We start from the raw sequence: 25,735 nt of genomic DNA, 5'->3' as shown, positions 1-25,735 counted from the left end.
CAAAAGGAGGAGCAATATGAGATTTCCAAAAGGATACGCGGGCGTGAAGAAGCTCTTCGCGTCTGAAATACTCAATATCATCTCGACGCTGCTGTCCTTTGTCACGTCAATTATCATCATTATTTTCAGCAAAAAAATATCCAATCCCAATTACCTTCCGTTTGTTGTTATTCCCATGATGGCTGTGGGACTTACCGCGCTGATCGCCTTTATCATGCAGCTTGTAGGTCTGAACCAGGCGCGCAAGGACGACCCCTATTTCAGAACAGCGTTCATCTTTGTCTTTGTAGGCGTTGCCGCTTCCATAGTTTCCTTCCTGACGGGCGGTACGTTCGGAAACATCTTTGAGAGTATCAACGCGGTCGCGTCGCTGATCGTCAGTGTATATACCATTCTCGGAATATACGACTTCGCAGATGAAATGGGAAACACAAACGTCATGCTGCACGGTAAGATCGCTCTATTTGTCGGCGCGACCTCGTTTGCGGTATCGGTAATCTTCCACATCATTCCCGTTTTTATTCCCAGAATCGAATACATATTTGACCTCTTTTCTTCGGTACTTGAGTTTGCCGCGTATTTTGTATTTTTGATTTATCTCGGCAGAGCAAAGAACATGCTTTCCGAAAAAGCGTAACGAAAAGAACTCTCGGCTGAGAGTGCTTTCCGTTTTATCAGCACACCGACGCAGTAATGGCTTCCTGCACCTGTTCAAATGCCGGGATCGCAGAGCTGCTTATTGCGGTATATTATTAAGAAATAACAAAGCGGTGAGTAATTATGCAGGAAGAAATCTTCAACAAAAAACAGACATTCAGATATCTCATATGGACGTTCGGCATCGCCTACCTGATACAGGCGGCTGTCGCGGTGATGTACGCGAACGGATTAACGATCGCGTATCAGCTTGTGATGATGGCGATGATGTTCGTGCCGCTTCTGGGAACGCTGCTATCGGGATACAAGCTCAGGAATATCGGCTGGAGTCCGCGCTTCAGAGGAAATCTGAAGCCAATTCTTATCGCGTGGCTTTCTCCTGTCGTTCTGACCGCTATCGGCGCGGCGGTGTACTTTCTGCTTTTTCCCTCACATCTGGATCTCAGCGGAAATTCGCTCTCGTCCATCGCTGGAGTTGACGCTGTCGCTCAGCTTGAGGCGCAGGGTATTTCTTATCCGATTTATATCCTGATTACGGTCGCTTCGTCTGTTACCTACGCGCCTGCTATTAATATTTTTTTGGCTGTCGGTGAGGAAGCGGGCTGGCGCGGATTCCTGTATCCGCAGCTCAAAGCAAAGTTCAGCAAAAGAACCGCTTGGATTATCGGCGGCGTTATCTGGGGTATGTGGCACTGGCCGCTTATCGGGCTGATTGGCTACGAGTACGGCAGCGACTACTTCGGCTTTCCGGTTTTGGGAATGCTCGCGTTCTGTGTTATCACCGTCGCCCTGGGCATTATCAGCGATTGGCTGTATGAAAAAAGCGGCTGTATCTGGATACCCGCGCTGTTCCACGGCGCGTTCAATGCCGTGGGAACGCTTCCGCTTATGATTACCGTACCCGATACCGGAACGGCAAGACTGCTGGGCTCGGCTCCTGTCGGACTGCTTGCAGGGCTGCCGATTGTCATATTTGCGGTTGTTCTGCTCCTGAAATGCAAAAAGAACGCGGAATAAAAAAGTGGTGTAGTCAGAGCAAACCGCCGACGGCAAGCGCACCGCCGGCGGTTTTAAAATTTCACTTCGAATCCGCGCTCATTCTTAATGACCGCGAGAGGCTTTGATTCAACGCGGTCAATACGGATATAGCTGTTGCCTTCGATCGCGCCGAGGACGCTGCGGATCTGTTTTTCGGTACCCTGCAGTTCCATAGAAACCGATTCGTCAGCCTCGTTTCTGACCCAGCCTGTTGCGCCGTATTCTTCCGCCGCGGCAGCCGCCGTAAAGCGGAAGCCCACAGCCTGGACCTCGCCGTAAAAGCGGTAGTAATTACGCTGCTTTTTCCATTTTTTCAGCACGATGTCCGCTTCCCTTCCTTCTGTATTCCTGCTTTAATCATACAACGAAATATCGCGCAAATCAAGTGTGTTGTCATAAACGGCGGAACGGAAAAGCTTGTTTAATAAATACATAATTATCACTTGTGTTTCCTAATTTATTAGTGTATAATTGATATTCGTAAGGGCAGATTCTGCCGGAACTTGAATAATAATTTTAGTATGAAAATCCGCGTTAAAAAGATAAAGTACGGATTCATAAATAAAATATTTTCAAAGGAGAAATGAAAAGATGAAATTCCCAAACGCTGAAAATGGTGTGAAGAAGCTCTTCACCGCAGAAATCCTCCAAATCATCGCTGCAGTAGCGCTTGCCGCCGCTGCTGTTATGGGTCTGGTAACACTCGCAAATGCCGCTAACGAAAACGCAGGAGCAACCCTCGGCTTCGGCGCAGGCACGCTTGTATTCAGTATCGGCGGAGCAGTTGTATCTCTGATTGCTTTTATCCTCACTATCGTGGGCCTTGTTAAGGCAAGCAAGGACGACGACGGCTTCAAGACTGCTCTTGCTTTTATTATTCTCGCTGTTGTCGCAACCATCGTAGGTTCATGCTTCCAGAGCAGCAACACCTTCATTTATAACATCTGCACCACATTAACAAAGATTGCTGACCTCTGTGTTACCTGCCACGTAATTCTGGGTATTATCAACCTTGCCGATCAGATCGGCGACGATGCGGTAGCTGAAAAGGGCAGAACCCTCTTCAAGGTTATCATCGCTGTTTATGTAATCGCTATCATCGGTGTTGCGAGCTATACCTTTGTACTCATCAACCCCGCTCTCGCGGTTATCGCTTATGTTATCGTCTGCATCAGTATGGTTGTTTCAATCGTTTCTTACTTCCTCTACCTTTCGCTCCTTTCGAAGGCGAAGAAGATGCTTGCCAAGTAATTTGATACATATCCTCGTATAATGATTGCGCGAAAAATCCCCGTTCCTCCATCGTGAAGGAACGGGGATTTTTTAATCATTTCAAAATCGCAATGATCCTGACAGCGATTTAAGCGTTGAGGTCTGTCAGAAAATCAGCGGCAAGACCCGCGATGCTCGGCGGATAAACCGAATTGCTAAGCACGACAAGAGTCTGCTTTTTGTCGGTGTTTACATAGTCAAAGGCGGAATAAATCTGAATTGCGCCGTAGTGTCCGACGCCGCCATCGAGCTGCAGATATAAGCCGTAGCCGTAGTGTTCCTCGGGCGAATAGTCGGTGGTCATAGCTTTATAGGCTTCCGCGGAAATCACCTTGCCGCTGCTCAGCGCGTTTATCCAGGCGGTGACGTCGGCAGCGTTGGAAATCAGATCTCCCGCGCCCTTTGTGAGTCCGGGCTGAGTGTCAACCTGCTTGTAGATGTTGCCCTGCGCCCATGAGGGTGAGCTGCCGAGCTCGATGATGAAGCCCGTGTGGGTCATTCCGAGCGGCTCGAAGAAGTTCTCGCGCAGGAAATCAACGTACTTCTTGCCGGAGACCTGCTCGACTATGTCGGCGAGGAGTAAGAAGTTGGTGTTTGTGTATACAAACTCGCTGTCGGGCTCAAACATGAGCGGCTGGCTGAATAGCCATTTCTTGATGGAAGCAACATTCTCCTCCTCGGTCGCGTCCTCTTTTACCACGTCGGAGTTTTCCTCGGTCAGCTCGGGAATGCCCGAACGCATTGATAGAAGGTTGTGCAGGCTGAGCTTCTTGCCTTCGGCGTAGTCGGAGTAGTATTTGTCGAGGGTGTCGCTGACGCTGAGCTTGCCCTGATCCTGGAGCAGCATAATGGCCGCGGCACAGAACTGCTTTGACACAGAACCGAGCGGCATGGGTGAGTCGAGGGTGATTTCCTTGCCGTTTTCGAGCGTGCCCTTTGCGTATGAGGCGACGGGCTTTCCGTTTTCAACCGCGTAAACCACGCCCTCAAATTCGTTCTCTTCTTTTCTGTTCCGCACGCCGCGAATAAGGTCGTGATCAACGCCGCGGCGAGAATTGCCGATAATACTTTCTTCATGATTTTCGTTCCCTCTCATATTTTATAATTTGATTATAATACGCAAATCTGAAGTTTATCTGAAGAAAACAATAAAAAACATCGGGCAGTCTCTGAGAGACTGCCCGATATCAGAATAAAGAAAGGAGAATATCATGACCAAATGATAATATCTATATATAAAGCCTGTAAGGCGTAATTGTCAGCAGCCATGCGGAAGTTTATGCCGGAACTTTCCGCACAGCCTTATATTACACGAAAGGATTACATGACAATTTAACTATCGTGGACGAAGTCCATTTAAAGTTTTGTAATCATATAAAATCTTATAAAACTTACTAATACATATAAAATCAAAAACCCATATTTTATCGAAAAAACAAATGATGACTTTTTGAATATACTAAGAAATATATAAATTATACTATGCAAAATACAACTATTCTAAAATCATTATAAAACAACCTAAAAAAGAATAAGTCATACTAAAAACAATAGCAAGTATCGTAAGATGTTCGAAATCCTTAAAGCGGATTTTGCGGTAAATTATTACAATTTTGTTAATTTAGGTAAATTTCGCTGTTTTGGCACGGTTTTGGCACACTCGATATGTTATAATGGGTCAAAATCGTTAATTATATTACTGATCCCGGATTGGTATTACTCCGCATACGAAAGTAAAAACGAGGTGGAAACGATGAAACCGAACACGAGGAAAGCTATTAAGGAATCATTCATGCTGCTCCTCAATCAAAAGCCCCTCTCAAAGATAACGGTTAAGGAGATTGTGGCGAACTGCGGAATCAACCGCAACTCCTTTTACTACCACTACAGCGATATTCCCACTCTCCTTGAGGAGATATTGATTGAGAAGGCGGACGCGATTTTCAAACCCGAAAAAAACGGAAATATTTGCGGCTGTATGACCGCCGCTGTCCGTGTTGCTCTTGAAAACAAGAATGCAATGATGCATATCTTCAATTCCGCGAACCGCGAATCGTTTGAGCGTTCTCTCGACCGCATGGCCGAACGGGCGGTGTCAAACTGCATTGACTTCTATGCGGCTGTATACACTATCTCTGACGGATGCCGCGAGGCGGTGCTTCTATATTACAAGAGTCTGCTTGTCGGATTTGCGATCGATTGGCTGAACGACGGTATGGATAACGAGATTTCCGACAGGCTAAAGTGCATCTGCGTCATTTTTGACGGTACGTTTGAAAACATGATGCGTAACTGCGGGAGAATCAGTTGACGGATATTAACTCACATATTTGGTAAATACAAACAGCGGCTCAGTGCGATATCTGCCTGAGCCGCTGCCTTTTATATCATCCATGAGATAACTGTTTCGATTTCGGACTTGTAGCCTGTATCGTCGTTAGGAGTTTCGAGGATAAACGGCCTGTCCTGCAAAAGCGGGTGACGGACAACCGCTTTCAGGGCGTCGGCGCCGATTATGCCCTGACCTAATTTTTCATGGCGGTCCTTGCGCGAGCCGCGTTCGTTTTTGCTGTCGTTTAGGTGTACGGCGCAAAGATTGTCAAGCCCGATCACCGCGTCGAATTCACGCAAAACGCCGTCGAGGTCGTCCTGAATGTCATAGCCCGCGTCCCAGATGTGGCAGGTGTCAAGACAAACCCCGAGCTTTGAGCGCAAATCATCACCACCGAGCGCGGCGGCGCGGTCGATGATCTCGCGCAGCTGCTCAAAGCTGCCGCCGACCTCGCTGCCTTTGCCCGCCATAGTCTCGAGCAGGATTTTGTTTTGCAGAGGACTTTGACTTGCTTCTTCAACCTCACGGATCAAATCGGCGAGAGCTTCGGCGATCTGTCCGACGGCGGTTTCAATTCCCTGACCGACGTGACAGCCCGGGTGGAAGTTATAGAAATTCCCCGGGAGTGTTTGGAGCTTCAACAAATCGTCGCGGAGCATTTCACGAGAATTTGCGCGGACTTCTTCCTTTGCGGCACAGATGTTCATCGTGTACGCGCCGTGCACAACGAGCTTGCCGAAATTATTGTCGGAAAGATACTGCCTGAGCGAAGCGATATCCCCGGGAGATGTGTCCTTTGACCTGCCGCCCCGAGGGTTGCGCGGAAAGAACGCGAAGGTGTTGCCGCCGAGTGAGGATTCGTGCCTGCCCATGGCGAGGTAGCCCTTTGATACCGAAACGTGGTTGCCTATGTAAATCATGTAATTCACCTGTCCTTTTTGCTTGTTTCATAATACAACGGATTTTGCCGGAGGTCAAGGATATTTCACTTGACAAAGAGCCTTTGCGGTGATATAATTTTGACCGCATTTTATTTTCAGGAGGGATAATATGGACTGCACATTCAATACGGAGCTCGGTAATTTCAACTTCCGCGTCGGCATTATCATCACTGACGGCAGGAGGGTTCTGATGGCGAAAAATCCAAATGACAAGCGCGAGTATTACTACTCCGTCGGCGGCAGAGTTAAGTTCGGAGAGAGCCTTGAGGACGCCGTGAAGCGTGAGTTGATGGAAGAAACTGGCATTGACTGCGAGATCGACCGCCTTGCCTGTATCCACGAGAATTTCTTTACCGATGACGACGGTGTTCCGTTCCACGAGATCTCGTGTTTCTTTACGGTGAAGCCCGACGAAAGACTTCTCAAAATCGCCGACGGCAGTCTGACCGACCAAGGACCGAAGGGTGAGTATCTCAAGTGGATCGACCTCGACAGCTGCGTGGACTTGACGATCTATCCCGAATTTTTCAAGACGGTTGATTTCGGCGCGGACAGAGAATTCAGACATTTTATTACCAAAGATAACAAAACGGCAGACGTCGGTTAACTCCGGTGTCTGCCGTTACTTTTGGGTTTATTCGATTTCACCGAGCATCTGAGCGGGGTTGTCCGCAGCCTTGACCTTTTCGAACGCTTTGACGATCACGCCGTTCTCATCGATGAGATATGTGGTGCGTACCAGACCCATGCTGACCTTGCCGTAGAGCTTCTTTTCCTTCCACACATCGTATGCCTGAATCACGGTCTTTTCGGTGTCGGAGAGAAGTGTGAACGGCAGACCGTACTTTTCCTCAAAGCGCTTGTGAGAGGCAACGGTGTCCTTGCTCACGCCGAGTACAACCGCGCCTTTTTCGCGGAACTGAGGATAAAGCTCGCCGAACGCGCACGCCTGCTTTGTACAGCCCGCGGTCATGTCCTTCGGATAAAAATACAGAATAACCTTCTTACCTCTGAAATCCTCGAGCGACTTCATTTCTCCGTTCTGGTCGGGAAGAGTGAAGTCCGGAGCCTGTGTTCCGATCGCTAACATTTGATCACCTCCAAATATATGATTATTGTACCACAAGGCGGAGAGTTTTTCCACCCTGAAAAATTTTTTGAGTAAATGAATTTTCTTCAGATAATCTTTAGATGACCGCGCTATGATTATACACGGGTGATGACAATGAAGAAAACAAGCAAGGCAAGGAAAGCAATAAAAATAACGGTTCTGAGCATTCTCGGCGTAATCGCCGCGGCGCTCATCATCATAAGCAATATCCTCTACGGGCGCGTCTCGACGATATCGAGCGTAAAGCAGCTCGGCGAGGGTATGTACACCGTAAACTACAGACACGATTATCAGCTCGACAAGGCGCTTGAGTCGGGAATTGATGACGAGCGCAGTCTGCTTAAATTCATCTGCGACGAGATGTACTTCGGCTATCAGGTCGACAGCAACATCGAGAAATACGCCTGCAGCGCATTTCTGACGGAATCGCCCGACGGTGACATTATCGCGGGACGCAACTTTGACTACGACCAGACCGATACTCTCGCGGTCTACACAAAGCCATACGGCGGATACGCATCAATCTCGATGGCGGTGCTCGACTTTATGAAGGTCGGCAGACCGAACGCGGTTTCTCCCATGAGTATTGAGGGAAAGCTCGCGATGCTCGCGGCTCCGTACCTCTGCGTCGACGGCGTTAACGAGGCGGGACTGAACATCGCTCTCCTCGATCTGCCCGAGGGTGAGATCCATCAGGACAACGGCAAGCCCGACTTGTTCATGCCGATTGCGGTTCGGCTGCTGCTCGACCGCGCAGCTACGGTTGACGAGGCTGCCGCGCTTTTGGAGCAGTACGACATTCACTGCGCCGACGGAAACACCCAGCACATGTTTATCTCCGACAAGAGCGGCAGAGCGGTTGTCGTGGAGTGGGGCGACGATGATATGACAGTGGTTGAGAGCGATATCTGCACAAACTTCTGGCTCAAGGATACTCCCGAGGAGGAATATCCGCAGATGTGCGACCGTTTCGACATAATTCAGCGGTGCCTTAAAAATAACCCGGCGAATACAGAGGAGAACTCGATGAAAATACTGGACATGGCGAGAGTCGGCTGGACTCAGTGGTCATGCGTTTACAACCTCAGCGATTTCTCTGTCGACGTGGCGGTTGACCTCTGTTTTGATAATGTATACACCCTTACGCCCGAGAGCTTTAAGTAGGAGAGTGCCGAAATGAAAAAGAAAAGCAAAGCTAAGAAAATCGTAAAGATCACTCTATTCAGCGTTCTGGGTGTGCTTGTTGCGGCAATCGCGGCAGCGGCGTTTATCCTCTACGGACGTATCGCGACTATGGCGAGCGTGAAGTACGTCGGCAGCGACCTCTACACGATGAATTTTCAGCAGGACTATCACCTCGACAAGGCGCTCGACGCGAATATAAAGAGCGAGAGCGATCTTCTCAAATTTATCTGCGACGACATGTTCTTCGGCTATCAGGTTGACGCTAACCTCGAGAAATACGCCTGCAGCGCCTTCGTCACAAAAACGCCCGACGGCAAGTACCTCGGAGGCCGCAGCTTCGGTTTGGGCGGCACCGATACGCTCTGCGTTTACACCCACCCTAGCGACGGCTACGCTTCAATCGCTACCGTGTCGACCGATATGCTGAATGTGGGTGCGGACAACGCGTATCCGACCACGAGCCTTGAGGGCAGAGCGGCATTGTTAGCCACGCCGTATATCGCGGTTGACGGCATGAACGAGAAGAGCTTGTTTACGGCTCTGCTTGATCTCAGCATGGGCGAAACCCACATGGAAACGGGCAACCGCGACCTGACCGTAACTATGGCTGTCAGATTGTTGATCGACAGAGCCGCGACGGTTGACGAAGCAATTGAGCTGCTCAGGAACTACGATATTCACACGGGTCACGGCTGGACTCAGCACCTATTCGTAGGCGACGCGAGCGGTGACGGCGCAGTTATCGAGTGGCACAAGGGTCAGATGAAGGTCGTCAAAAGCCCCATCTGCACCAATTTCAGGCTCTCGTCAAAGCTGGCTCAGGACGATCCGACGGGTATGTGCGAGAGGTTCGACATTCTTCACGACACGCTAGAAAAACACCCCGAGAATACTCCCGGCGACGCGATGGATATGCTCGAGGCGGTCAAGCAGGAATACGACAACAATATCCACACCGAGTGGTCGATCGTGTACCACCTGACAGATTTTTCGATGGACATTTCCGTCGACATGGACTTTGACAACGTGTATCACCTTGAAATAAAAGACTTCTAAGCAAACAGCGGCAGACCTCACGTCCTCTCGGGGTCTGCCGCTGTTTATTTTTGTTCAACTAAGTCCGTCAGCTTTTTGGAGTAAAAAAAGTCGTGTATCATCTGATTCAGCTCAGACCACATGGGTAATGTCGCGCAGCCCTCTGCTCTCGGACAGTGTTCCGCGCTCTCTGACAGACAGGCGACAACAGCGAGAGTGCCCTCGGTGACGGTCAGTATCTCACCTACGGAATATTCCTCGGGCTTGCGCGAGAGCTTGTAGCCGCCGCCCTTGCCGCTCACGCCTATGAGCAGCTTTGCACTGACGAGCTCCTTTACTATCATTTCGAGGTATTTCTTTGAAATGCCCTGACGCTCGGCGATCTCCTTGAGCGGAATATAGCTGTCACTGTTTTGCTCCGCGAGGTCCATCATTACCCTCAGAGCATATCTTCCCTTCGTTGAAATCATGGCTGTCACTCCTTCTTACCCATTGTACCACAGGTTAAGTGGGTAAATCAAGTGGTTTTTGAATATTTACCTATTGACATAGTAGGTAAATAGGTGTATAATTCAGTCAGACAAGTAAGGAGGAGCCATAATGAAGATTTATGCAGACAACGCCGCGACCACAAAAATGAGCCGGGCGGCGATAGATACAATGCTGGATTGTATGAACAACGTGTACGGCAACCCGTCGAGTCTGTACACGCTTGGACAAAAGGCAAAGGAACGCCTTGAGGAGACCCGCGAGGAAATCGCGAAGATCATCAATGCCGAGCCCAGAGAAATTATATTTACCTCGGGCGGCAGCGAGGCGGACAACCAGGCGATAATTTCAGCGGCGAATATCGGCAGGAAAAAGGGAAAAACTCATATTATTTCCACCGCGTTTGAGCACCACGCCGTGCTCCATACACTCAAAAAGCTCGAAAAGCAGGGCTTTGAAATCACACTTCTGCCTGTTCACGAGAACGGAGTCGTCGATGTAAAAGAACTCGAGGCGGCTATAAAGGACGAAACAATCCTCGTCACCGTTATGACAGTAAACAACGAAATCGGTACTATCCAACCTATCGCGGAAATCGGCGCGGTTTGCAGAGCAAAGGGAGTTATATTCCACACTGACGCTGTCCAGGCGGTCGGACACCTGCCGATTGACGTTAAGGCGCAGCAAATCGATATGCTCTCAGCTTCCGCTCACAAATTCCACGGCCCCAAGGGCGTAGGCTTTCTTTATGCGAAAAAGGGCATAGTGCTGAGCAACATCATCGAGGGCGGCGCTCAGGAGAGAGGCAAGCGTGCGGGTACCGAAAACGTAGCGGGAATCGCGGCTATGGCGACGGCGCTTAAGGAGTCTGTCGCGAATATGGAAGGCGATAAGGAGCGTCTGACAAAGGTTAGGGATTATCTTATCAGGGGACTGTCCGAAATACCGCACAGTGCGCTCAACGGCGACCCAGAGCAGCGAATCTACAGCAACGTAAACTTCTGCTTTGAGGGCATCGAAGGAGAGTCGCTCTTGATTCTTCTTGACCGCAAGGGTATCAGCGCGTCCTCGGGCAGCGCCTGCACCTCGGGCTCGCTCGACCCCAGCCACGTACTGCTCGCGATCGGACGTATTCACGACGTTGCCCACGGCTCGCTGAGGCTGAGCCTTGAGGAAAACGCGACAACAGAAGAGGCGGACTACATCATCGAAGCGGTGAAAGAGGTGGTCGCGCACCTGAGAAGCTTTTCGCCCGTATGGCGCGATCTTGTCACGGGCAAAAGAGAATTCATCTTGAAGTAAGCAAGGGAGGAAATAATCATGGCATTATACAGCGATAAAGTAATGGAGCACTTCTTACAGCCGCGCAACGTCGGCGTTATCGAGGACGCAGACGGCGTAGGCGAAGTCGGCAACGCTAAGTGCGGCGACATCATGAAGATGTACCTCAAAATTGACGACGATATCATCACCGACGTAAAATTCGAAACCTTCGGCTGCGCGAGCGCGATTGCGTCGAGCTCGATGGCAACGGAGCTTATCAAGGGTCAGCCCGTAGAAGATGCGCTCAAGCTCACCAACAAGGCGGTGGCTGAGGCTCTTGACGGACTCCCGGATTACAAGATGCACTGTTCCGTGCTTGCTGAAGAGGCTATTCAGAAGGCGCTTGAGGACTATAAGTCAAAGCAAGAAAATACAAGCCAAAACTGATAATGCAACGAAATCACCTGTCGGTATTGACAACCCGGAGAGAGGGCTGCCGACAGGTGTTTTTATTGCCTTATTCTATTGACACACATATTGATTTTTGATATAATACCTATTAACACAATAGGTTAAGTAAATAATGCTATTTGGGAGGAAAAGCGATGCTTTTTGACCTCGATAATAAATATATAAAATCACACCTCGGCGAAGCGGAGTTCGGCATCGAGAGGGAGAGTCTGCGCGTCACCTCAGACGGCGCGCTCGCTCAGACGAAGCACCCTTTCGGCGAGCACAGAAACATCGACCGCGACTTCTGCGAGAACCAGGTTGAGATAATCGGCGATGTGTTCAATACGCCCGAGGAGCTGATCGGGCAGCTTCTGGAGCTGGAAAACGAGATTGACGCGGAGCTTGTAAAAAATAACGAATATCTCTGGCCGTTTTCGAATCCGCCGAGGTTCGGAAGTGAGAACGAGATTCCCGTGGCGGACTTCCGCGGCAGCCTGCGCAGCAAGTCGCTCTACCGCTACTACCTCGCCGAAAAATACGGCAAGAAAAAGATGCTCTTTTCGGGCATCCACCTGAATTTCTCGTTTTCAAACGGGCTTTTGCATACGGCATTTGAGCAAAGCGGAGAGAAGATTTTTACCGCGTTCAAAAACGACCTTTACCTGCGGCTCTCGAAGCGTCTGACGCAGTATGCCTGGCTGGTGGTTTTCCTGACCGCAGCAAGCCCCGTGGCTGACAACTCGCTCGGGATAAAGAGCGATCTCTATTCCTCGATCCGCTGCTCGGAGCACGGCTACTGGAATACCTTCACTCCGATCCTCGACTACACAAGCCTGAAAAATTACATCGTCAGCATCGCGCGCTACATCGAGAGCGGCAAGCTTAAGGCGGCGTCCGAGCTGTACTATCCCGTCAGGGTAAAGCCGCGCGGAGCAAACAGCCTTGAGACGCTGCTGCAAAACGGAATAAATCACATCGAGCTGAGAGTACTCGACGTTAATCCTCTCACTCGCGCGGGAATCTTCGCGGAGGATATCCGCTTTATCCATGTTTTGATGCTGTATCTTTCGAGCCTGCCCGATTTTGATTTTGACAAAGACACTCAGACCGCGGCGATCGCGGATATCAAAAAAGCGGCGGTTTTCGGCAGCGCGGAATATAAGCTCAGAGCCAAGGAGGAGCTTGAAAAAATCAAGACCTTCACCGAGCGCTATCTGCCGGAGTATATCTCCGTTGTAGAAAGACAGCTCGAAAAGCTCAGCGACGGCGGCTATCCTGAGATCATCAGCCGCGAATTCGGCGGCGATTATATGAACAAGGGTCTTGCTCTCGCGCGGAAGTACCAAAGAGGTGAGAGCGATGTGTGAGATTTTCGGCGTTTCCTCGCTGAATGATTTTACCGCCAACGACTACCTCAGAACCTTCTACAGCCACAGCGATTTCCACCCTCACGGCTGGGGACTTGCATGCATTTCGCGAAACGGCGCGCTCGTCGAAAAGGAGAGCATCAAGGCGTCGTGCAGCAACTACCTGCGTGAGCGGCTTTCGCAGCCGATAACCGCGAAAATCCTGCTCGCCCATATCCGCTACGCCACAATCGGAAATGTGGAGTACAAGAACTGCCACCCCTTTACGGGTAAGGACAGCACGGGCAGACGTTGGACGCTGATTCACAACGGCACGATTTTTGATTTTGCACCGCTGAATCCGTACGTCAAAAAGCAAAAGGGCGATACCGACAGCGAGAGGATATTCCTCTACCTGATGGATAAGCTAAACGAGGCTCAGACTAAGGCAGGCACAAGGCTGCACTTTGAGGAGAGGTTTGAGCTGTTCGACAAGATCGTCTGCGAGATGGCTCCGAACAACAAGCTGAACCTCCTGTTTTCCGACGGAAAATATCTCTATGCCCACACAAACTGCAAGGGCACGCTGCATTATCTCCAAAAGAACGGCGTGACTCTCATTGCGACAAGACCGCTCAGCGACGCGAACTGGCAGCCGCTTCCGTTTTCTCAGCTGCTCGCCTTTAACAAGGGCAGGCTGATCAAGGCGGGCACTGTACACAACCATGAATATATCGAGAGCGAAGAAGCTATGAAGCTTATTTATCAGATATTTGCTAATCTGTAAGGTGATACCATGACAAGAGAAGAAGTAATCAGCCGTCTTTATGACCGCTACATCAGGCCGACCGAGGACAAAAAGGACAGCTTTATCGGCGTTGAGATAGAAATGCCGATCGTCAATCTGAACGGAGAGGCGGTGGATTTTGACACGGTTCACCTGCTGACCGCCGCGTTCCTCAGGGAGTTTGATTTCACCGCGACGAGCTTTGACGAGGAGGGTCACATCTACTCCGCCGTAAACAGTGAGAACGGCGACGTTTTTTCCTACGACTGCTCCTACAACAACATGGAGTTCTCGTTCGGCAAAGAGAAGAACCTGTATACTATTCATGACCGCTTCAAGACCTACTACGGCTTTGTTCAGGAGTTTTTCAAAAAGTTCAACTACACGCTGACGGGCATGGGCATAAACCCTAACCGCGGCGTTAACCACAACCTTCCGATCGAGAACGGCAGGTACAAGATGCTCTTCAACCACCTGTCGTCCTTCTCGAAGTATTTCTATATCCCTATGTTCTTTCACCGCTATCCGCAGTTCGGAATGTTCTCGAGCGCATCTCAGGTGCAGCTCGACGTCACCCGCGAAAGGCTGCCCGAGGTCGTCGACACCTTCAACAAGCTCGAGCCTGTTAAGGCGCTGATTTTCTCGAACTCTGTCCTGCTCGGCGAGAACGAGGATCTGCTCTGCTGCCGCGATATGCTCTGGGAGAACAGCACCCACGGCGTTAACCAGCACAACGTCGGCATGTATGACTGCGACATCAACTCCGTCGAGGATTTGCTCAGCTACATCTCCACCGCGAGCATTTACTGCGTCGAGCGCGAGGGTAAGTACCTCAACTTCCCGCCCGTGAACATTCTCGAGTATTTTACCCTCGACAGTCTGACGGGCGAGTACACCGAGAACGGCAAGGCGTATCAGATGAAGTTCTCGCCGCAGCCTGAAGATATCTCTTACCTGCGCACCTTCAAGTTCGAGGATCTGACCTACCGCGGCACGATCGAGTTCCGCAGCTCGTGCTGTCAGCCCATAGGCGACGTTATGACGGTCGCCGCCTTCCACCTCGGACTAATGGACAGGACAGAGCGGCTTAAAAAGCTGATCGAGGCTGATAATTCCATCTACCACAACGGCTACAATGCCGCCGAGCTGCGTCATCAGCTCGTTCACAGGGATTTGCCGAAGTACGTCGACCCTGACGGCGTTTACGACCTGGCGCGAAAGGTTCTCGAGCTGAGCTTTGAGGGGCTTGCACAGAGAGGTCAGGGTGAGGAAAAATACCTTGAGCCGCTCTTTGAGCGCGTGAAAAACCGCACAAATCCCGCAAAAACCATGCTCGACCGCCTCAAAAACGGCGAGGGCATATACAGTATCGTAAAGAGCTACGCCGAAGCGTAAAGGAGAATAATATGAACATCAGCGATATTCAGAACGAGATAATCAGGCTGAAAAAGGAGAAGGACATCTGTATCCTTGCCCACAGCTATCAGGCGAAGGAGATACTTGAGGTCGCGGACTTCACGGGCGACAGCTACAAGCTCAGCGTCGACGCGAGCAAGGTCGGCAATAAAAATATCGTTATGAGCGGTGTGCGCTTTATGGCGGAGACCTGCAAGCTGCTTTCTCCCGACAAGCGCGTATATCTGCCGAACCCAGACGCGGGCTGCTCTATGGCTGACCAGATGGACAGAGAGCTTATCGAGCAGATGAAGGAGCGTCTGCCCGGTTACACCGTTGTCGCCTACATCAACACCACCGCAGACCTCAAGACAGTCTGCGACGTGTGCGTGACCTCGTCCTCGGCGGTCGAGATCTGCCGCAAGATTGATAACGACAAGATACTCTTTATTCCCGACTGCAACCTCGGCGCTTACGTTGCGGCTCAGATCCCCGAGAAGGAGTTCAAGCTCGTATCGGGCGGCTGTCCGATACATGCCTGCGTCAATACCGACGATGTAAAGAAAGCGAAGGCGCTTCACCCGGACGCGGAGCTGCTCGTTCACCCCGAATGCACACCGAGAGTCTGCGCCGAGGCGGACTACATCGGCTCGACATCGGGCATCATGAACTACGCGATAAACTCCGGCAAGACCGAGTTCATCATCGGTACCGAGATAAGCATTCAGGAGCATTTGCAGTACCGCTGTCCCGACAAGCGGTTCTACTACCTGACGCAAAAGCTGATTTGCCCGAATATGAAATCGACGACCCTTGTCGACCTATACAACTGTGTCGCCGGCAAGGGCGGTGAGGAAATCCTTCTCGACAGCGATACGATCACAAAGGCGAGAAGGTGCATTGACGAGATGATACGTCTCGGAAGCTGAGGAGAAGAGCTATGGCTGATATAGAGTATAAAATCAACAGACTGACCGAAAGCCTGATGGACGATTACGGCAAGGGCAGGGTCATCGACGAAATCAAGATGTTCGAGTACCCGGACAGGGACGTCGTTATCGATATCCTCGAGAAGCTGAGGATAGTCATCTACCCGGGCTATTACAGAAACAGAAATTACCGCACCTACACTGTGCGCAACAATATATCAATACTGCTCGAGGATATCATCTACAACCTCATCAAGCAGACCTCGATCGTGCTCAGATACGCGCCAGAGTACAGCGACGCTGACGACACGACGATCGCGAAGGCGTCTGAGGAAATCACCTTCAGGTTTCTCGATACCATACCGAAAATCCGCGAGTACATCGAAACCGACATTCAGGCGGCTTACGACGGCGACCCTGCCGCTTACAACAAGGACGAGATCATCTGCACCTACCCCGGGCTGTTCGCGATATTTACGAGCAGAGTGGCTCACGAACTGTTTTTGCTTGGCGTGCCGATGATTCCGCGAATCATGACCGAGCATGCCCACAGCCTGACGGGTATCGATATTCACCCCGGCACGACTATCGGCAAGTATTTCTTTATCGACCACGGCACGGGTATCGTTATCGGCGAGACTACCGAAATCGGCAACAACGTCAAGATTTATCAGGGCGTTACCCTCGGCGCGCTCTCGACCCGGGGCGGTCAGAACCTTCGCGGCAAGAAGCGTCACCCCACCATCTGCGACAACGTGACGATCTATTCCGGAGCGTCGATTTTGGGCGGCGAGACCGTTGTCGGCAAGAACGTAGTCGTCGGCGGCAACGCGTTCATCACGACCTCGATTCCCGAGGGAGCCAAGGTCAGCGTAAAGAGCCAGGAGCTGATGTACAACTACGACTCCAAACACCCTGTCGAGCGCAAGGACGTCGAGCTTGACGACGCGTGGTTCTATGTGATTTGATTCAGAATAAAAGATAATTTAAACGGCTCCCGTTGCCAGGGAGCCGTTTTGTCATACGCTTTTTGTTTGAATTTTACATAATTAATTGACAAAGCGCCTAAAACTCTTATGATTAATATATATACATTCGTGTGGAGAGGTTGGTGCGAAATGGAGAAATATCAGTTTGACAGCGCGACGAAAGCGGCCCTTGAAAAGCTGCGGGTACCTCTCGCCGTTTATCAGTTTATAGACAAAAGAGTTGTGACGATACTGCTTTCCGACGGCTTCTGCGAGCTGTTCGGCTTTGACAACAAGGACGACGCGTATTATGTCATGGATCACGATATGTACCGTGCCACACACCCCGAGGACAGGGCAAGAGCCGCGGACGCGGCGTACCGCTTTGCTATCGAGGGCGGAAATTATGAGGTTGTATACCGCACTCTGACGCATAAACGCACGGATTACATGATTGTTCACGCAATCGGCGAGCACATCAGGACAGAAGACGGAGTGACGCTCGCGTACATTTGGTATGCCTACGAGGGTACATACACCACGGAAAACGAAGATAATAAAACCTCTCTGAGCGCTGCGATGGAGAGAACCGTGCGTGAGGAGAACATGATAAAGGGAAATTATTTCGATTATCTGACAGGCCTGCCGAATATGTCGTATTTCTTTGAGCTTGCCCACGAATGGAGAAAGCTGGATTTATTCGTCACCGAACAGGTGCTTGAAAAAATGAAAAAGCAGGGTGAGGCGGGACTTTATGTCGTATCGGAATCGGTCAACCTGTCACGCGCTGATTTTACCTCCTGCGACATCGTCGAGGAAATCCGCAGGCGCGTTGACGCCGCAGGTCTTAGCCGCGACAAGATAAATATTGAGGTGACCGAGAGCGTCATCGGCAGCGATTTTGAATTTATGAAATCACAGATTGAGCGCTTCCGCAGTTTGGGCTTCCGCGTTTGGATGGACGATTTCGGCAGCGGCTACTCGACTCTTGATGTTTTGCAGAGTATCCGCTTTGACCTGATAAAATTCGATATGCGTTTCATGAAGGAGTTTAACACGAGCGAGAAGAGCAGGATAATGCTCACAGAGCTTATCCGAATGGCGATTTCGCTCGGAGTCGACACCGTATGCGAGGGCGTTGAAACAAAGGAGCAGGCTGATTTCCTGCGCGAAATCGGCTGTACCATGATGCAGGGCTACTACTTCTGCCGCCCGATTCCGTTTGAGAAGATCCTCGAGCGCTACCAAAAGGTCATACAGATCGGCTTTGAAAATCCCGAGGAGTCGGGTTACTACGCCGCCGTCGGCAAGATCAATCTATACGACCTCGCTATTCTCTCGAACGAAGATCAAGAGTGATTTGAGCACTACTTCAACACCGTGCCGATGGCGATAATCGAAACAAAAGACAATCGCTTCAAGCTGTACTACCGTATTATGTTCGGTGGCAGACCTGTGAGGGTTTGTCTCAAGGCGGCGCTTATCGAGGAGTCCGACGGGCCGCAGCTTATCATAGGAGTTACAAACATGGAAATCCGCGCTGACGGAGGCGAACGTACCGACGGAGGTGATTAGCAGTGTATTATTCACTCATCGGAATATTGGCTATTGTAATTCAGCTTATTATCAACCACGATATGCTCTGGCGCTGCAGCGAGCACACCGTTGTGCCCGCCAGACGTGAGTACCGCGATTATATCTTCGGAATGCTAGTTTTCTGTGTGACGGACATGCTATGGGGCTTCTTCAACGAATGCCCTCTTGCGTTGCCTCTGTATGCGGACACGGTGATGTTCTTCCTGACAATGACGCTGGGATTTTTGCTCTGGACGCGCTACATCGTCGTTTATATGAACGATAAGAATACGCTGCGCACCGCCATATCCATAGCGGGGATAGCAATGTTCGTATGCGTTGTCGTGATGCTAGCAGTCAATTTCTTCGTGCCGATTCTGTTTACGGTTGACGGAGACGGCGTCTATCACGCAGGAGTCGCGCGCTATGTAACGCTTGTGCTTCAGGTAATTTTGTTTATGATGGTGTCGGTGTATACCTTCGTCGCAAAGGCGAAAAACGAGCTTGCGGCAAAGCGTCTGCGACGCACAGTGGTGCTCAGCGGAGCGGGAATGGCGGCGCTTATCGTCGTGCAGATGTACTACCCGATGATGCCGCTGTATTCGATGGGCTTCTTGTTCAGCAGCAGTCTGCTTCATTCCTTCGTCGTCGAGGACGAAAAGGAGGAGCAGCGCAGGGAGCTTGAGGAAACGCTCAGGCGCGAGCAGGAGCAGATCCGAGAGCTGGGCTCGGCGAAGAAAAAAATTTACACCGATCCTCTGACGGGCGTAAAGAGTAAGCAGGCATATATCGAGGACGAGGAAAAGCTGAACAAAAAAATCCGCAGCGGTCTGGTGAAAGAGCTGGGCGTCGTAGTGTTCGATGTCAACGACCTCAAATCCGTAAACGACAACCTCGGTCACGATACGGGAGATATCTATATCTATACTGCTTCAATGATGATAAGCGAATTCTTCGAAAACAGTCCCGTTTACCGCATCGGCGGCGACGAATTTGCCGTGATTCTGGAGGGCGGGGACTATGGCAACCGTGAAAAGCTGCTCGCGGCATTTGACCATCAGTCCGAAGAAAACCAACGCTCGGGCAAGGTTGTTGTCGCCTCGGGTATGGCTGTTTTCAAAAAGGAAAGCGACCGCAAGATCAGAGACATATTTGAGCGCGCCGACAGGCAGATGTATCTGCGCAAGAGCGAGCTGAAATAACTCCACCGGCAGGAAGAAGCCGTAAATGAGTAAATTATAAGCCGTCCGTTTTCGGGCGGCTTTTTGTATGGACAAACGCGGTTGTATCTGGTATAATGGTATCAGTAAATAATTTTGGGGGAATGGGTATGCTTTTGTCGCTTGCCTTAATATTTCTGGTCGGCTTTTCCGCCGCCGCTATCTTCAACGCAATCAGACTGCCGCGCATAATCGGCATGATTGCGACGGGTATCGTCCTCGGGCCGTATGTGCTAGACCTTCTCGACCCGACGATTCTCGGGATATCATCACAGCTCAGGCAGATGGCTCTGATCATCATTCTCATACGCGCCGGACTGACGCTCAACCTCGCCGACCTCAAGAAGGTAGGCCGTCCGGCTGTTATGATGTCGTTTGTGCCTGCCTGCCTTGAAATCCTCGGCTATTTCTGCTTTGCGCCGCTGCTGCTCGGACTAAGTCACATCGAGGCGCTGCTCATGGGCGCGGTACTCAGCGCGGTTTCTCCTGCAGTGGTCGTGCCGCGGATGATACAGCTTATTGAGGACAGGCGCGGTACCGAAAAGAGCATTCCTCAGATGATACTCGCGGGCGCCTCCTGCGACGACGTTTTTGTCATCGTCCTGTTCAGCACCTTCCTGACGATGGCTCAGGGCGAGTCGGCTCCGCTGTGGCACCTTGTCAATATTCCCGTGTCGATCGTGCTCGGCGTTTTGTTCGGCGCGGCGGCAGGGTTCCTGCTGTATCTGCTTTTTGAGTTCGCTAAGAAGCGCAGCTTCAAATTGAACGGCAGCGTCAAGGTCATTATCATACTATCGGTTGCCTTCCTGCTGATGACGGCGGAGGGCTGGCTGAAAAACTACGTCGCGGTGTCGGGGCTGCTCGCGGTGGTCGCGATGGCTTGCCTGATAAAGCTCAGAGCCGAACAGACAGAGTCACAGAGCCTGTCCGGAACCTTCGGAAAGCTCTGGATTGCCGCCGAGGTGCTGCTCTTTGTTCTCGTAGGCGCGGCGGTCGATATCCGCTACACGCTCTCGGCAGGAGCCATGGCGATAGCGATGATTTTCATTGCTCTGGCGTTCCGCACGGTCGGCGTGATACTATGCGTGCTCGGTACTCCGCTCTCCGCGAAGGAGAGGCTGTTCTGTGTGATCGCATATCTTCCGAAGGCGACGGTTCAGGCTTCGATCGGAGCGGTGCCGCTGTCGATGGGACTGCCCTGCGGCAAGATTATCCTCTCCGTCGCGGTGCTCGCGATACTGATCACCGCCCCGATGGGAGCGATAGGCATAGACGTTTCCCAGAAGCGCCTGTTACAACAGAATTAATGCAAAAAATCAGCGCCGTGGCTTGTACCGCGGCGCTTTACGCTTTTAAATTATAAATCCCTTATCGCGTCCTTCATCGACCTTACATATTCGCCGATGTACTTGGGCGCTTCCTTGCCGTGCTTTTCGAGCAGTCTGACAATCGCCGAGCCGACGATCGCACCATCCGAAAGCGCTGCCATTGCCTTTGCCTGTTCAGGAGTCGAGATGCCGAAGCCTATCGCACAGGGCACGCCTGTGTTCTCACGGATAGTTCTGACGATGTCTGTGAGGTCGGTGTTGATCTGACTGCGCACACCCGTTACGCCGAGGCTCGACACGAGGTAGATAAAGCCCTCGGCTTCCTTCGCGATCATTCCGACGCGGTTCTCGGAGGTCGGAGCGATAAGCGAAATCAAGTCCACGCCGTACTGATGGCAGACAGGCAGGAACTCGTCCTTTTCCTCATAGGGAATGTCGGGCAGAATCAAGCCGTCAATGCCGATTTCGGCGCAGGTGGAGATGAACTTCTCCGTGCCGTAGGAAAACACGACGTTCGCGTAGGTCATGAATACCATCGGAACCTTAACGTCTGTACGCAGTCCGCGCACGAACGAGAAAATCATGTCGGTGTTTATCCCGCCGTTGAGCGCGCGGAGATTAGCGCCCTGAATAACGGGGCCTTCGGCTGTGGGGTCTGAGAACGGAATACCCAGCTCAATCAAATCCGCGCCGTTTTTTACCGCCTCTCTCACCGCCGCGGCGGTTGTCGTCAGGTCGGGGTCGCCGCAGGTGATGAACGGAATGAACGCCTTGCCGTTTTGGAACGCCTTCGCGATATTACTCATAAATATCCTCCCCTCTGTAGCGCGCGATTGCCGCGCAGTCCTTGTCGCCTCTGCCCGAGACGGTGACGACGATTATCTTGTCCTTACTGAGTGTCGGCGCGAGCTTTATGGCGTGAGCCAGCGCGTGAGATGACTCGATAGCGGGAATGATTCCCTCGGTTCTCGAAAGGTACTCAAAGGCGTTAACAGCCTCGTCGTCGGTGATGGCTACGTACTCAGCTCTGCCGATGTCGTAAAGATACGCGTGCTCGGGGCCTACTCCGGGGTAGTCAAGACCTGCCGAAATCGAATAAACAGGCGCGATCTGACCGTCCGCGTCCTGACAGAAATACGACTTCATGCCGTGGAAAATGCCGAGTCTGCCTGTCGAGATCGTCGCGGCGGTTTCGAAGGTGTCGATACCTCTTCCTGCCGCTTCGCAGCCGATCAGACGGACGTCCTTGTCGTCGATGAAGTTATAGAAGCTGCCGATAGCATTCGAGCCGCCGCCTACGCAGGCGATAACAGCGTCGGGCAGTCTGCCCTCCTTCTCGAGCATTTGCTCCTTGATTTCCTTTGAGATAACCGCCTGAAAATCGCGGACAATCGTGGGGAAGGGGTGGGGTCCCATGACGGAGCCAAGACAGTAGTGAGTGTCGGAGATTCTCGTCGTCCACTCGCGCATCGCCTCGCTGACAGCGTCCTTGAGGGTTCTGGTGCCGCTCTTGACGGCGATTACCTCAGCACCTAGCAGGCGCATGCGGTACACGTTGAGCGCTTGACGGATCGTATCCTCTTCGCCCATGAAAACCACGCACTCCATACCCATGAGAGCGGCGGCGGTTGCGGTCGCTACGCCGTGCTGACCCGCGCCTGTTTCTGCGATAAGTCTTGTCTTGCCCATCTTTTTGGCGAGAAGCGCCTGACCGAGCACGTTGTTGATTTTGTGCGCGCCCGTATGGTTTAAGTCCTCGCGCTTGAGGTATATTTTCGCGCCGCCGAGGTCTTTGGTCATCTTCTCGGCGTAGTAGAGCCGCGACGGTCTGCCGGCGTAGTCGTTGAGCAGCTCGGTGAGCTCGCGGTTGAATTCGGGGTCGTTTTTGTAGTGATTGTAGGCTTCCTCCAGCTCAATCACAGCGTTCATAAGAGTTTCGGGAATGTACTGCCCGCCGTGAATGCCGAAGCGTCCGTGTGGATTTGTCATCTTGCTTCTCCCTTTCTGACGGCGGCGACAAATGCTGTCATTTTTTCCTTGTCCTTAACGCCGTCTGTTTCGATGCCCGTGCTGACGTCCACCGCGAAGGGGTGAAGGTCGGCGACTGCCGCCTCGGCGTTGTCCGTGTTCAGTCCGCCAGCGAGAAAGAACGGGCGCTTGATCTCCTCAAGCAGCTTCCAGTTGAAGGCTCTGCCCTCACCCTTGCCGCCGTCGAGCAAAATGTAGTCCGCTGAGCTTTCCTCGGCGAGCCTGACGTCGTTCTCGTTGTTGATTATGAACGCCTTGATTATCGGTTTGTCGGTGATTGCGCGCAGCTTTGCGATATATTCCTCGTCCTCGCTGCCGTGGAGCTGAACCATGTCGACGATGCCGAGGTTCATCAGCGCGCCTACTGTGTCGAGGTCGTCGTCGAGGAACACGCCCACAGCCTTTGTCTCGGGATTGAGCTTGCTCTTGAGCTCAGCCGCCTTAAGGTGTGACACGCGGCGTTTGCTCTTTGAAGCGAAAACAAAGCCGATGAAGTCGGGCTTGAGCATATTTGCTGCTTCTATATCTTCAATGCGGGAAAGTCCGCACAGCTTGATTTTTGTCATTATATACCCCTCAGTTCGTTTAGTTTTTGTGTTTTGTCCTCAGCTCTCATCAGCGTTTCGCCGACAAGCACCGCGTCAGCGCCGATTGCCCTGAGCGAGCGTACGTCGGCAGGCGTCTTTACTCCGCTCTCCGCCACGAACAGAATATCACGCGGAATCAGCTTTCTCAGTCTTTTGCTGTTTTCAGTGTCGACGGAGAAGTCCTTGAGGTTGCGGTTGTTGACTCCGATTATTCTCGCACCTGCGGTAATCGCGTCGTCGACCTCGGCTTCGTTGTGGGTTTCGACAAGCGCGGACAGACCAAGCTCGTCGCAGATACATATGTATTCCTTCAGCTGACTCTCGGGCAGCAGCGCCGCGATAAGAAGCACCGCAGACGCGCCGAACAGCTTTGCCTCGTAAATCATGTACTCGTCCACAGTGAAGTCCTTGCGCAGACATGGGATTTTAACCTCGGCCGCGATTTCCCTGAGATACTCGTCGCTGCCCAAGAACCACTTCGGCTCGGTCAGCACGGAGATGCAGTCCGCGCCCGCGCGTTCGTACTCCTTAGCGATTTTTAGATAGGGAAAGTCGGGCGCGATAAGTCCCTTTGAAGGTGAGGCCTTTTTGCACTCGCAGATGAACGAGATTCCCGGATTTCTCAGAGCCTTTTCGAATTCGAAGCTGCCCTTTGGCGTAGCGGCGGCCAACTTTCTTAATTCTTCAAGAGAAATATATTCCTTTGCCTCGTCACAGCGTTTCTTTGCGTGCGCGGCTAGCTTATCCAAGATATTCATGCGTTCTCCTCGGGGCGGTTGCTGACTTCGATGACCTTTTCGAGCGTCTCGAGAGCCTTGCCTGAATCAATCAGCTCTGCGGCTAATTTCACGCCGTCGCCGAAGGATTCCGCCTTGCCGCCGATGTACAGAGCCGCGCCCGCGTTGAGAAGAACGGCGTTGCGCTTGTGGCCCTGCATGCCCGAGAGAATATCGCGTGTGATCTGAGCGTTTTCCTCGGGTGCGCCGCCCTTGAGGTCGTCCTTTGTGCAGCGCTCAAAGCCGAAGTCCTCGGGCTTTATTGTGTAGGACTTGTACCAGCCGTCCTTGATTTCGCAGATCTTTGTCGGCGCGCTGAGAGAGATTTCGTCGAGCTTGTCGGTGCCGTAGACAACCATGCCGCGCTTTACGCCGAGGCTGATAAGAACCTGAGCAAGCGGCTCAACGAGGTACGCGTCGTAAACGCCGAGAAGCTGCATTTTCGGAGAAGAGGGGTTGGTGAGCGGTCCGAGAATGTTGAAAACGGTGCGGAAGCCGAGCTCACGGCGGATTGCGCCGACGTACTTCATAGAGGTGTGGTACTTCTGCGCGAAGAAAAAGCACATTCCGGCTTCGTTAAGAAGCTCGACGCATCTCTCGGGGCTTTGGTTGATGTTGACGCCGAGGGCTTCAAGACAGTCGGCGGTGCCGCTGCTCGAGGATGCGGCGCGGTTGCCGTGCTTCGCGACCTTCATACCGCCTGCCGCAGCTACGAGCGCCGAGGTGGTGGAGATGTTGAAGCTGTGCGCGTTGTCGCCGCCCGTGCCGACGATTTCAAACACGTCCATGCCTGTTTCTACCTTCGTCGCGTGGTCGCGCATAGCAGCCGCGCAGCCCGCGATTTCGTCGGTGGTCTCAGCCTTCGCGCTCTTTGTCGAGAGAGCCGCGAGGAAAGCCGCGTTCTGTGTGGGCGTGGTGTCGCCGTTCATGATTTCGTTCATGACCTCATAGGCTTCGGCGTATGTCAGATCTTCCTTGTTTACGATTTTGACGATTGCTTCTTTGATCATAATTATTTCT

At 51.8% G+C, this 25,735-nt stretch carries 28 protein-coding genes; 18 read left to right on the top strand and 10 right to left on the bottom strand.

Going from position 1 to position 25,735, the window contains the following annotated elements; genetic code table 11:
* Nucleotides 1–16 precede the first annotated feature (16 nt).
* A complete protein-coding gene (locus AB1I49_RS10665; RefSeq protein ID WP_407720963.1) occupies nt 17–637 on the top strand; it encodes a hypothetical protein in 621 nt (206 codons plus the stop codon).
* Between the two features lie 143 nt (nt 638–780).
* The gene (locus AB1I49_RS10660) at nt 781–1,674 is read left to right on the top strand and encodes a CPBP family intramembrane glutamic endopeptidase (RefSeq protein ID WP_407720962.1); all 894 of its coding nucleotides are present in this window, start codon (nt 781–783) and stop codon (nt 1,672–1,674) included.
* Between the two features lie 53 nt (nt 1,675–1,727).
* Here the strand turns inward: AB1I49_RS10660 and AB1I49_RS10655 are convergent, their stop codons facing one another.
* Nucleotides 1,728–2,015 (bottom strand): acylphosphatase, encoded by a 288-nt coding sequence (locus tag AB1I49_RS10655; protein WP_407720961.1) that lies wholly within the window; start codon nt 2,013–2,015, stop codon nt 1,728–1,730.
* A gap of 271 nt (nt 2,016–2,286) precedes the next feature.
* Here AB1I49_RS10655 and AB1I49_RS10650 point away from each other — a divergent pair, with 271 nt between their 5' ends.
* Entirely contained in the window at nt 2,287–2,946 is a 660-nt protein-coding gene (locus AB1I49_RS10650; protein ID WP_407720960.1) for a hypothetical protein, read from the top strand.
* A gap of 109 nt (nt 2,947–3,055) precedes the next feature.
* Here AB1I49_RS10650 and AB1I49_RS10645 read toward each other — a convergent pair whose 3' ends face one another.
* Nucleotides 3,056–4,063, bottom strand: coding sequence for a serine hydrolase domain-containing protein (locus AB1I49_RS10645; RefSeq protein WP_316612273.1), 1,008 nt, complete (start codon nt 4,061–4,063; stop codon nt 3,056–3,058).
* A gap of 657 nt (nt 4,064–4,720) precedes the next feature.
* Here AB1I49_RS10645 and AB1I49_RS10640 point away from each other — a divergent pair.
* Entirely contained in the window at nt 4,721–5,278 is a 558-nt protein-coding gene (locus tag AB1I49_RS10640; protein ID WP_316610772.1) for a TetR/AcrR family transcriptional regulator, read from the top strand.
* Between the two features lie 71 nt (nt 5,279–5,349).
* Here AB1I49_RS10640 and AB1I49_RS10635 read toward each other — a convergent pair whose 3' ends face one another.
* A complete protein-coding gene (locus tag AB1I49_RS10635; protein WP_316610780.1) occupies nt 5,350–6,219 on the bottom strand; it encodes a deoxyribonuclease IV in 870 nt (289 codons plus the stop codon).
* 130 nt (nt 6,220–6,349) lie between these two features.
* Here AB1I49_RS10635 and AB1I49_RS10630 point away from each other — a divergent pair, with 130 nt between their 5' ends.
* The gene (locus AB1I49_RS10630) at nt 6,350–6,847 is read left to right on the top strand and encodes an NUDIX hydrolase (protein WP_316612277.1); all 498 of its coding nucleotides are present in this window, start codon (nt 6,350–6,352) and stop codon (nt 6,845–6,847) included.
* A gap of 27 nt (nt 6,848–6,874) precedes the next feature.
* Here AB1I49_RS10630 and bcp read toward each other — a convergent pair whose 3' ends face one another.
* Nucleotides 6,875–7,330: a thioredoxin-dependent thiol peroxidase gene (gene bcp, locus AB1I49_RS10625; RefSeq protein WP_316612278.1), complete on the bottom strand. Its 456-nt coding sequence runs from the start codon at nt 7,328–7,330 to the stop codon at nt 6,875–6,877.
* A gap of 135 nt (nt 7,331–7,465) precedes the next feature.
* Here bcp and AB1I49_RS10620 point away from each other — a divergent pair, with 135 nt between their 5' ends.
* Nucleotides 7,466–8,515, top strand: a complete 1,050-nt coding sequence (locus AB1I49_RS10620) for a linear amide C-N hydrolase (RefSeq protein ID WP_316610775.1) — start codon at nt 7,466–7,468, stop codon at nt 8,513–8,515.
* Nucleotides 8,516–8,527: 12 nt separating this feature from the next.
* A complete protein-coding gene (locus tag AB1I49_RS10615) occupies nt 8,528–9,592 on the top strand; it encodes a linear amide C-N hydrolase (RefSeq protein ID WP_407720959.1) in 1,065 nt (354 codons plus the stop codon).
* A 44-nt stretch (nt 9,593–9,636) separates the two neighbouring features.
* Here the strand turns inward: AB1I49_RS10615 and AB1I49_RS10610 are convergent, their stop codons facing one another.
* Nucleotides 9,637–10,041: an RrF2 family transcriptional regulator gene (locus tag AB1I49_RS10610; RefSeq protein WP_316612280.1), complete on the bottom strand. Its 405-nt coding sequence runs from the start codon at nt 10,039–10,041 to the stop codon at nt 9,637–9,639.
* Between the two features lie 130 nt (nt 10,042–10,171).
* On the opposite strand from AB1I49_RS10610, the gene AB1I49_RS10605 reads away from it, so the two are divergent.
* From AB1I49_RS10605 to AB1I49_RS10555, 11 genes are all read left to right on the top strand, one after another.
* Nucleotides 10,172–11,362, top strand: coding sequence for a cysteine desulfurase family protein (locus AB1I49_RS10605; protein WP_407720958.1), 1,191 nt, complete (start codon nt 10,172–10,174; stop codon nt 11,360–11,362).
* A gap of 18 nt (nt 11,363–11,380) precedes the next feature.
* Complete coding sequence (nifU, locus tag AB1I49_RS10600) at nt 11,381–11,770, top strand: Fe-S cluster assembly scaffold protein NifU (protein WP_316610802.1); 390 nt, start codon at nt 11,381–11,383, stop codon at nt 11,768–11,770.
* 158 nt (nt 11,771–11,928) lie between these two features.
* On the top strand, nt 11,929–13,143 hold the full coding sequence (locus AB1I49_RS10595; RefSeq protein WP_407720957.1) for a glutathione synthase: 1,215 nt from the start codon (nt 11,929–11,931) through the stop codon (nt 13,141–13,143).
* Nucleotides 13,136–13,909 carry a class II glutamine amidotransferase gene (locus AB1I49_RS10590; RefSeq protein WP_407720956.1) on the top strand — a complete coding sequence of 258 codons (774 nt, stop codon included), beginning with the start codon at nt 13,136–13,138 and terminating at the stop codon, nt 13,907–13,909. The genes AB1I49_RS10595 and AB1I49_RS10590 overlap by 8 nt, the downstream gene beginning before the upstream one ends.
* Before the next feature lie 9 nt (nt 13,910–13,918).
* A complete protein-coding gene (locus AB1I49_RS10585) occupies nt 13,919–15,304 on the top strand; it encodes a glutamate-cysteine ligase family protein (protein WP_407720954.1) in 1,386 nt (461 codons plus the stop codon).
* Nucleotides 15,305–15,315: 11 nt separating this feature from the next.
* On the top strand, nt 15,316–16,233 hold the full coding sequence (gene nadA, locus AB1I49_RS10580) for a quinolinate synthase NadA (protein WP_407720953.1): 918 nt from the start codon (nt 15,316–15,318) through the stop codon (nt 16,231–16,233).
* An 11-nt stretch (nt 16,234–16,244) separates the two neighbouring features.
* A complete protein-coding gene (locus AB1I49_RS10575) occupies nt 16,245–17,201 on the top strand; it encodes a serine O-acetyltransferase (RefSeq protein ID WP_407720952.1) in 957 nt (318 codons plus the stop codon).
* 150 nt (nt 17,202–17,351) lie between these two features.
* The gene (locus AB1I49_RS10570) at nt 17,352–18,560 is read left to right on the top strand and encodes an EAL domain-containing protein (protein WP_407720951.1); all 1,209 of its coding nucleotides are present in this window, start codon (nt 17,352–17,354) and stop codon (nt 18,558–18,560) included.
* A gap of 27 nt (nt 18,561–18,587) precedes the next feature.
* Nucleotides 18,588–18,776, top strand: coding sequence for a hypothetical protein (locus AB1I49_RS10565; protein ID WP_316610952.1), 189 nt, complete (start codon nt 18,588–18,590; stop codon nt 18,774–18,776).
* Nucleotides 18,777–18,778: 2 nt separating this feature from the next.
* Nucleotides 18,779–19,978 (top strand): GGDEF domain-containing protein, encoded by a 1,200-nt coding sequence (locus tag AB1I49_RS10560; RefSeq protein ID WP_407720950.1) that lies wholly within the window; start codon nt 18,779–18,781, stop codon nt 19,976–19,978.
* Between the two features lie 128 nt (nt 19,979–20,106).
* Nucleotides 20,107–21,303 (top strand): cation:proton antiporter, encoded by a 1,197-nt coding sequence (locus tag AB1I49_RS10555; protein WP_186834045.1) that lies wholly within the window; start codon nt 20,107–20,109, stop codon nt 21,301–21,303.
* A gap of 50 nt (nt 21,304–21,353) precedes the next feature.
* On the opposite strand, the gene trpA is transcribed toward AB1I49_RS10555, so the two are convergent.
* Genes trpA through trpD form a run of 5 tightly spaced genes read right to left on the bottom strand, consistent with a single transcriptional unit; the run spans nt 21,354 to nt 25,725 of the window.
* A complete protein-coding gene (gene trpA / locus AB1I49_RS10550; protein ID WP_316611026.1) occupies nt 21,354–22,130 on the bottom strand; it encodes a tryptophan synthase subunit alpha in 777 nt (258 codons plus the stop codon).
* Nucleotides 22,123–23,313: a tryptophan synthase subunit beta gene (gene trpB, locus AB1I49_RS10545; RefSeq protein WP_186833735.1), complete on the bottom strand. Its 1,191-nt coding sequence runs from the start codon at nt 23,311–23,313 to the stop codon at nt 22,123–22,125. The genes trpA and trpB overlap by 8 nt, the downstream gene beginning before the upstream one ends.
* Nucleotides 23,310–23,918, bottom strand: coding sequence for a phosphoribosylanthranilate isomerase (locus AB1I49_RS10540; RefSeq protein ID WP_407720949.1), 609 nt, complete (start codon nt 23,916–23,918; stop codon nt 23,310–23,312). The genes trpB and AB1I49_RS10540 overlap by 4 nt, the downstream gene beginning before the upstream one ends.
* A complete protein-coding gene (trpC, locus tag AB1I49_RS10535; RefSeq protein WP_407720948.1) occupies nt 23,918–24,697 on the bottom strand; it encodes an indole-3-glycerol phosphate synthase TrpC in 780 nt (259 codons plus the stop codon). The genes AB1I49_RS10540 and trpC overlap by 1 nt, the downstream gene beginning before the upstream one ends.
* Nucleotides 24,694–25,725: an anthranilate phosphoribosyltransferase gene (gene trpD, locus AB1I49_RS10530; protein ID WP_316612216.1), complete on the bottom strand. Its 1,032-nt coding sequence runs from the start codon at nt 25,723–25,725 to the stop codon at nt 24,694–24,696. The genes trpC and trpD overlap by 4 nt, the downstream gene beginning before the upstream one ends.
* Nucleotides 25,726–25,735 lie beyond the last annotated feature (10 nt).

This window comes from Ruminococcus sp. NATIVEDY160 (assembly GCF_045819885.1).
Lineage (GTDB): Bacteria > Bacillota > Clostridia > Oscillospirales > Acutalibacteraceae > Ruminococcoides.
This window is presented reverse-complemented; position numbering and strand designations above follow the sequence as displayed.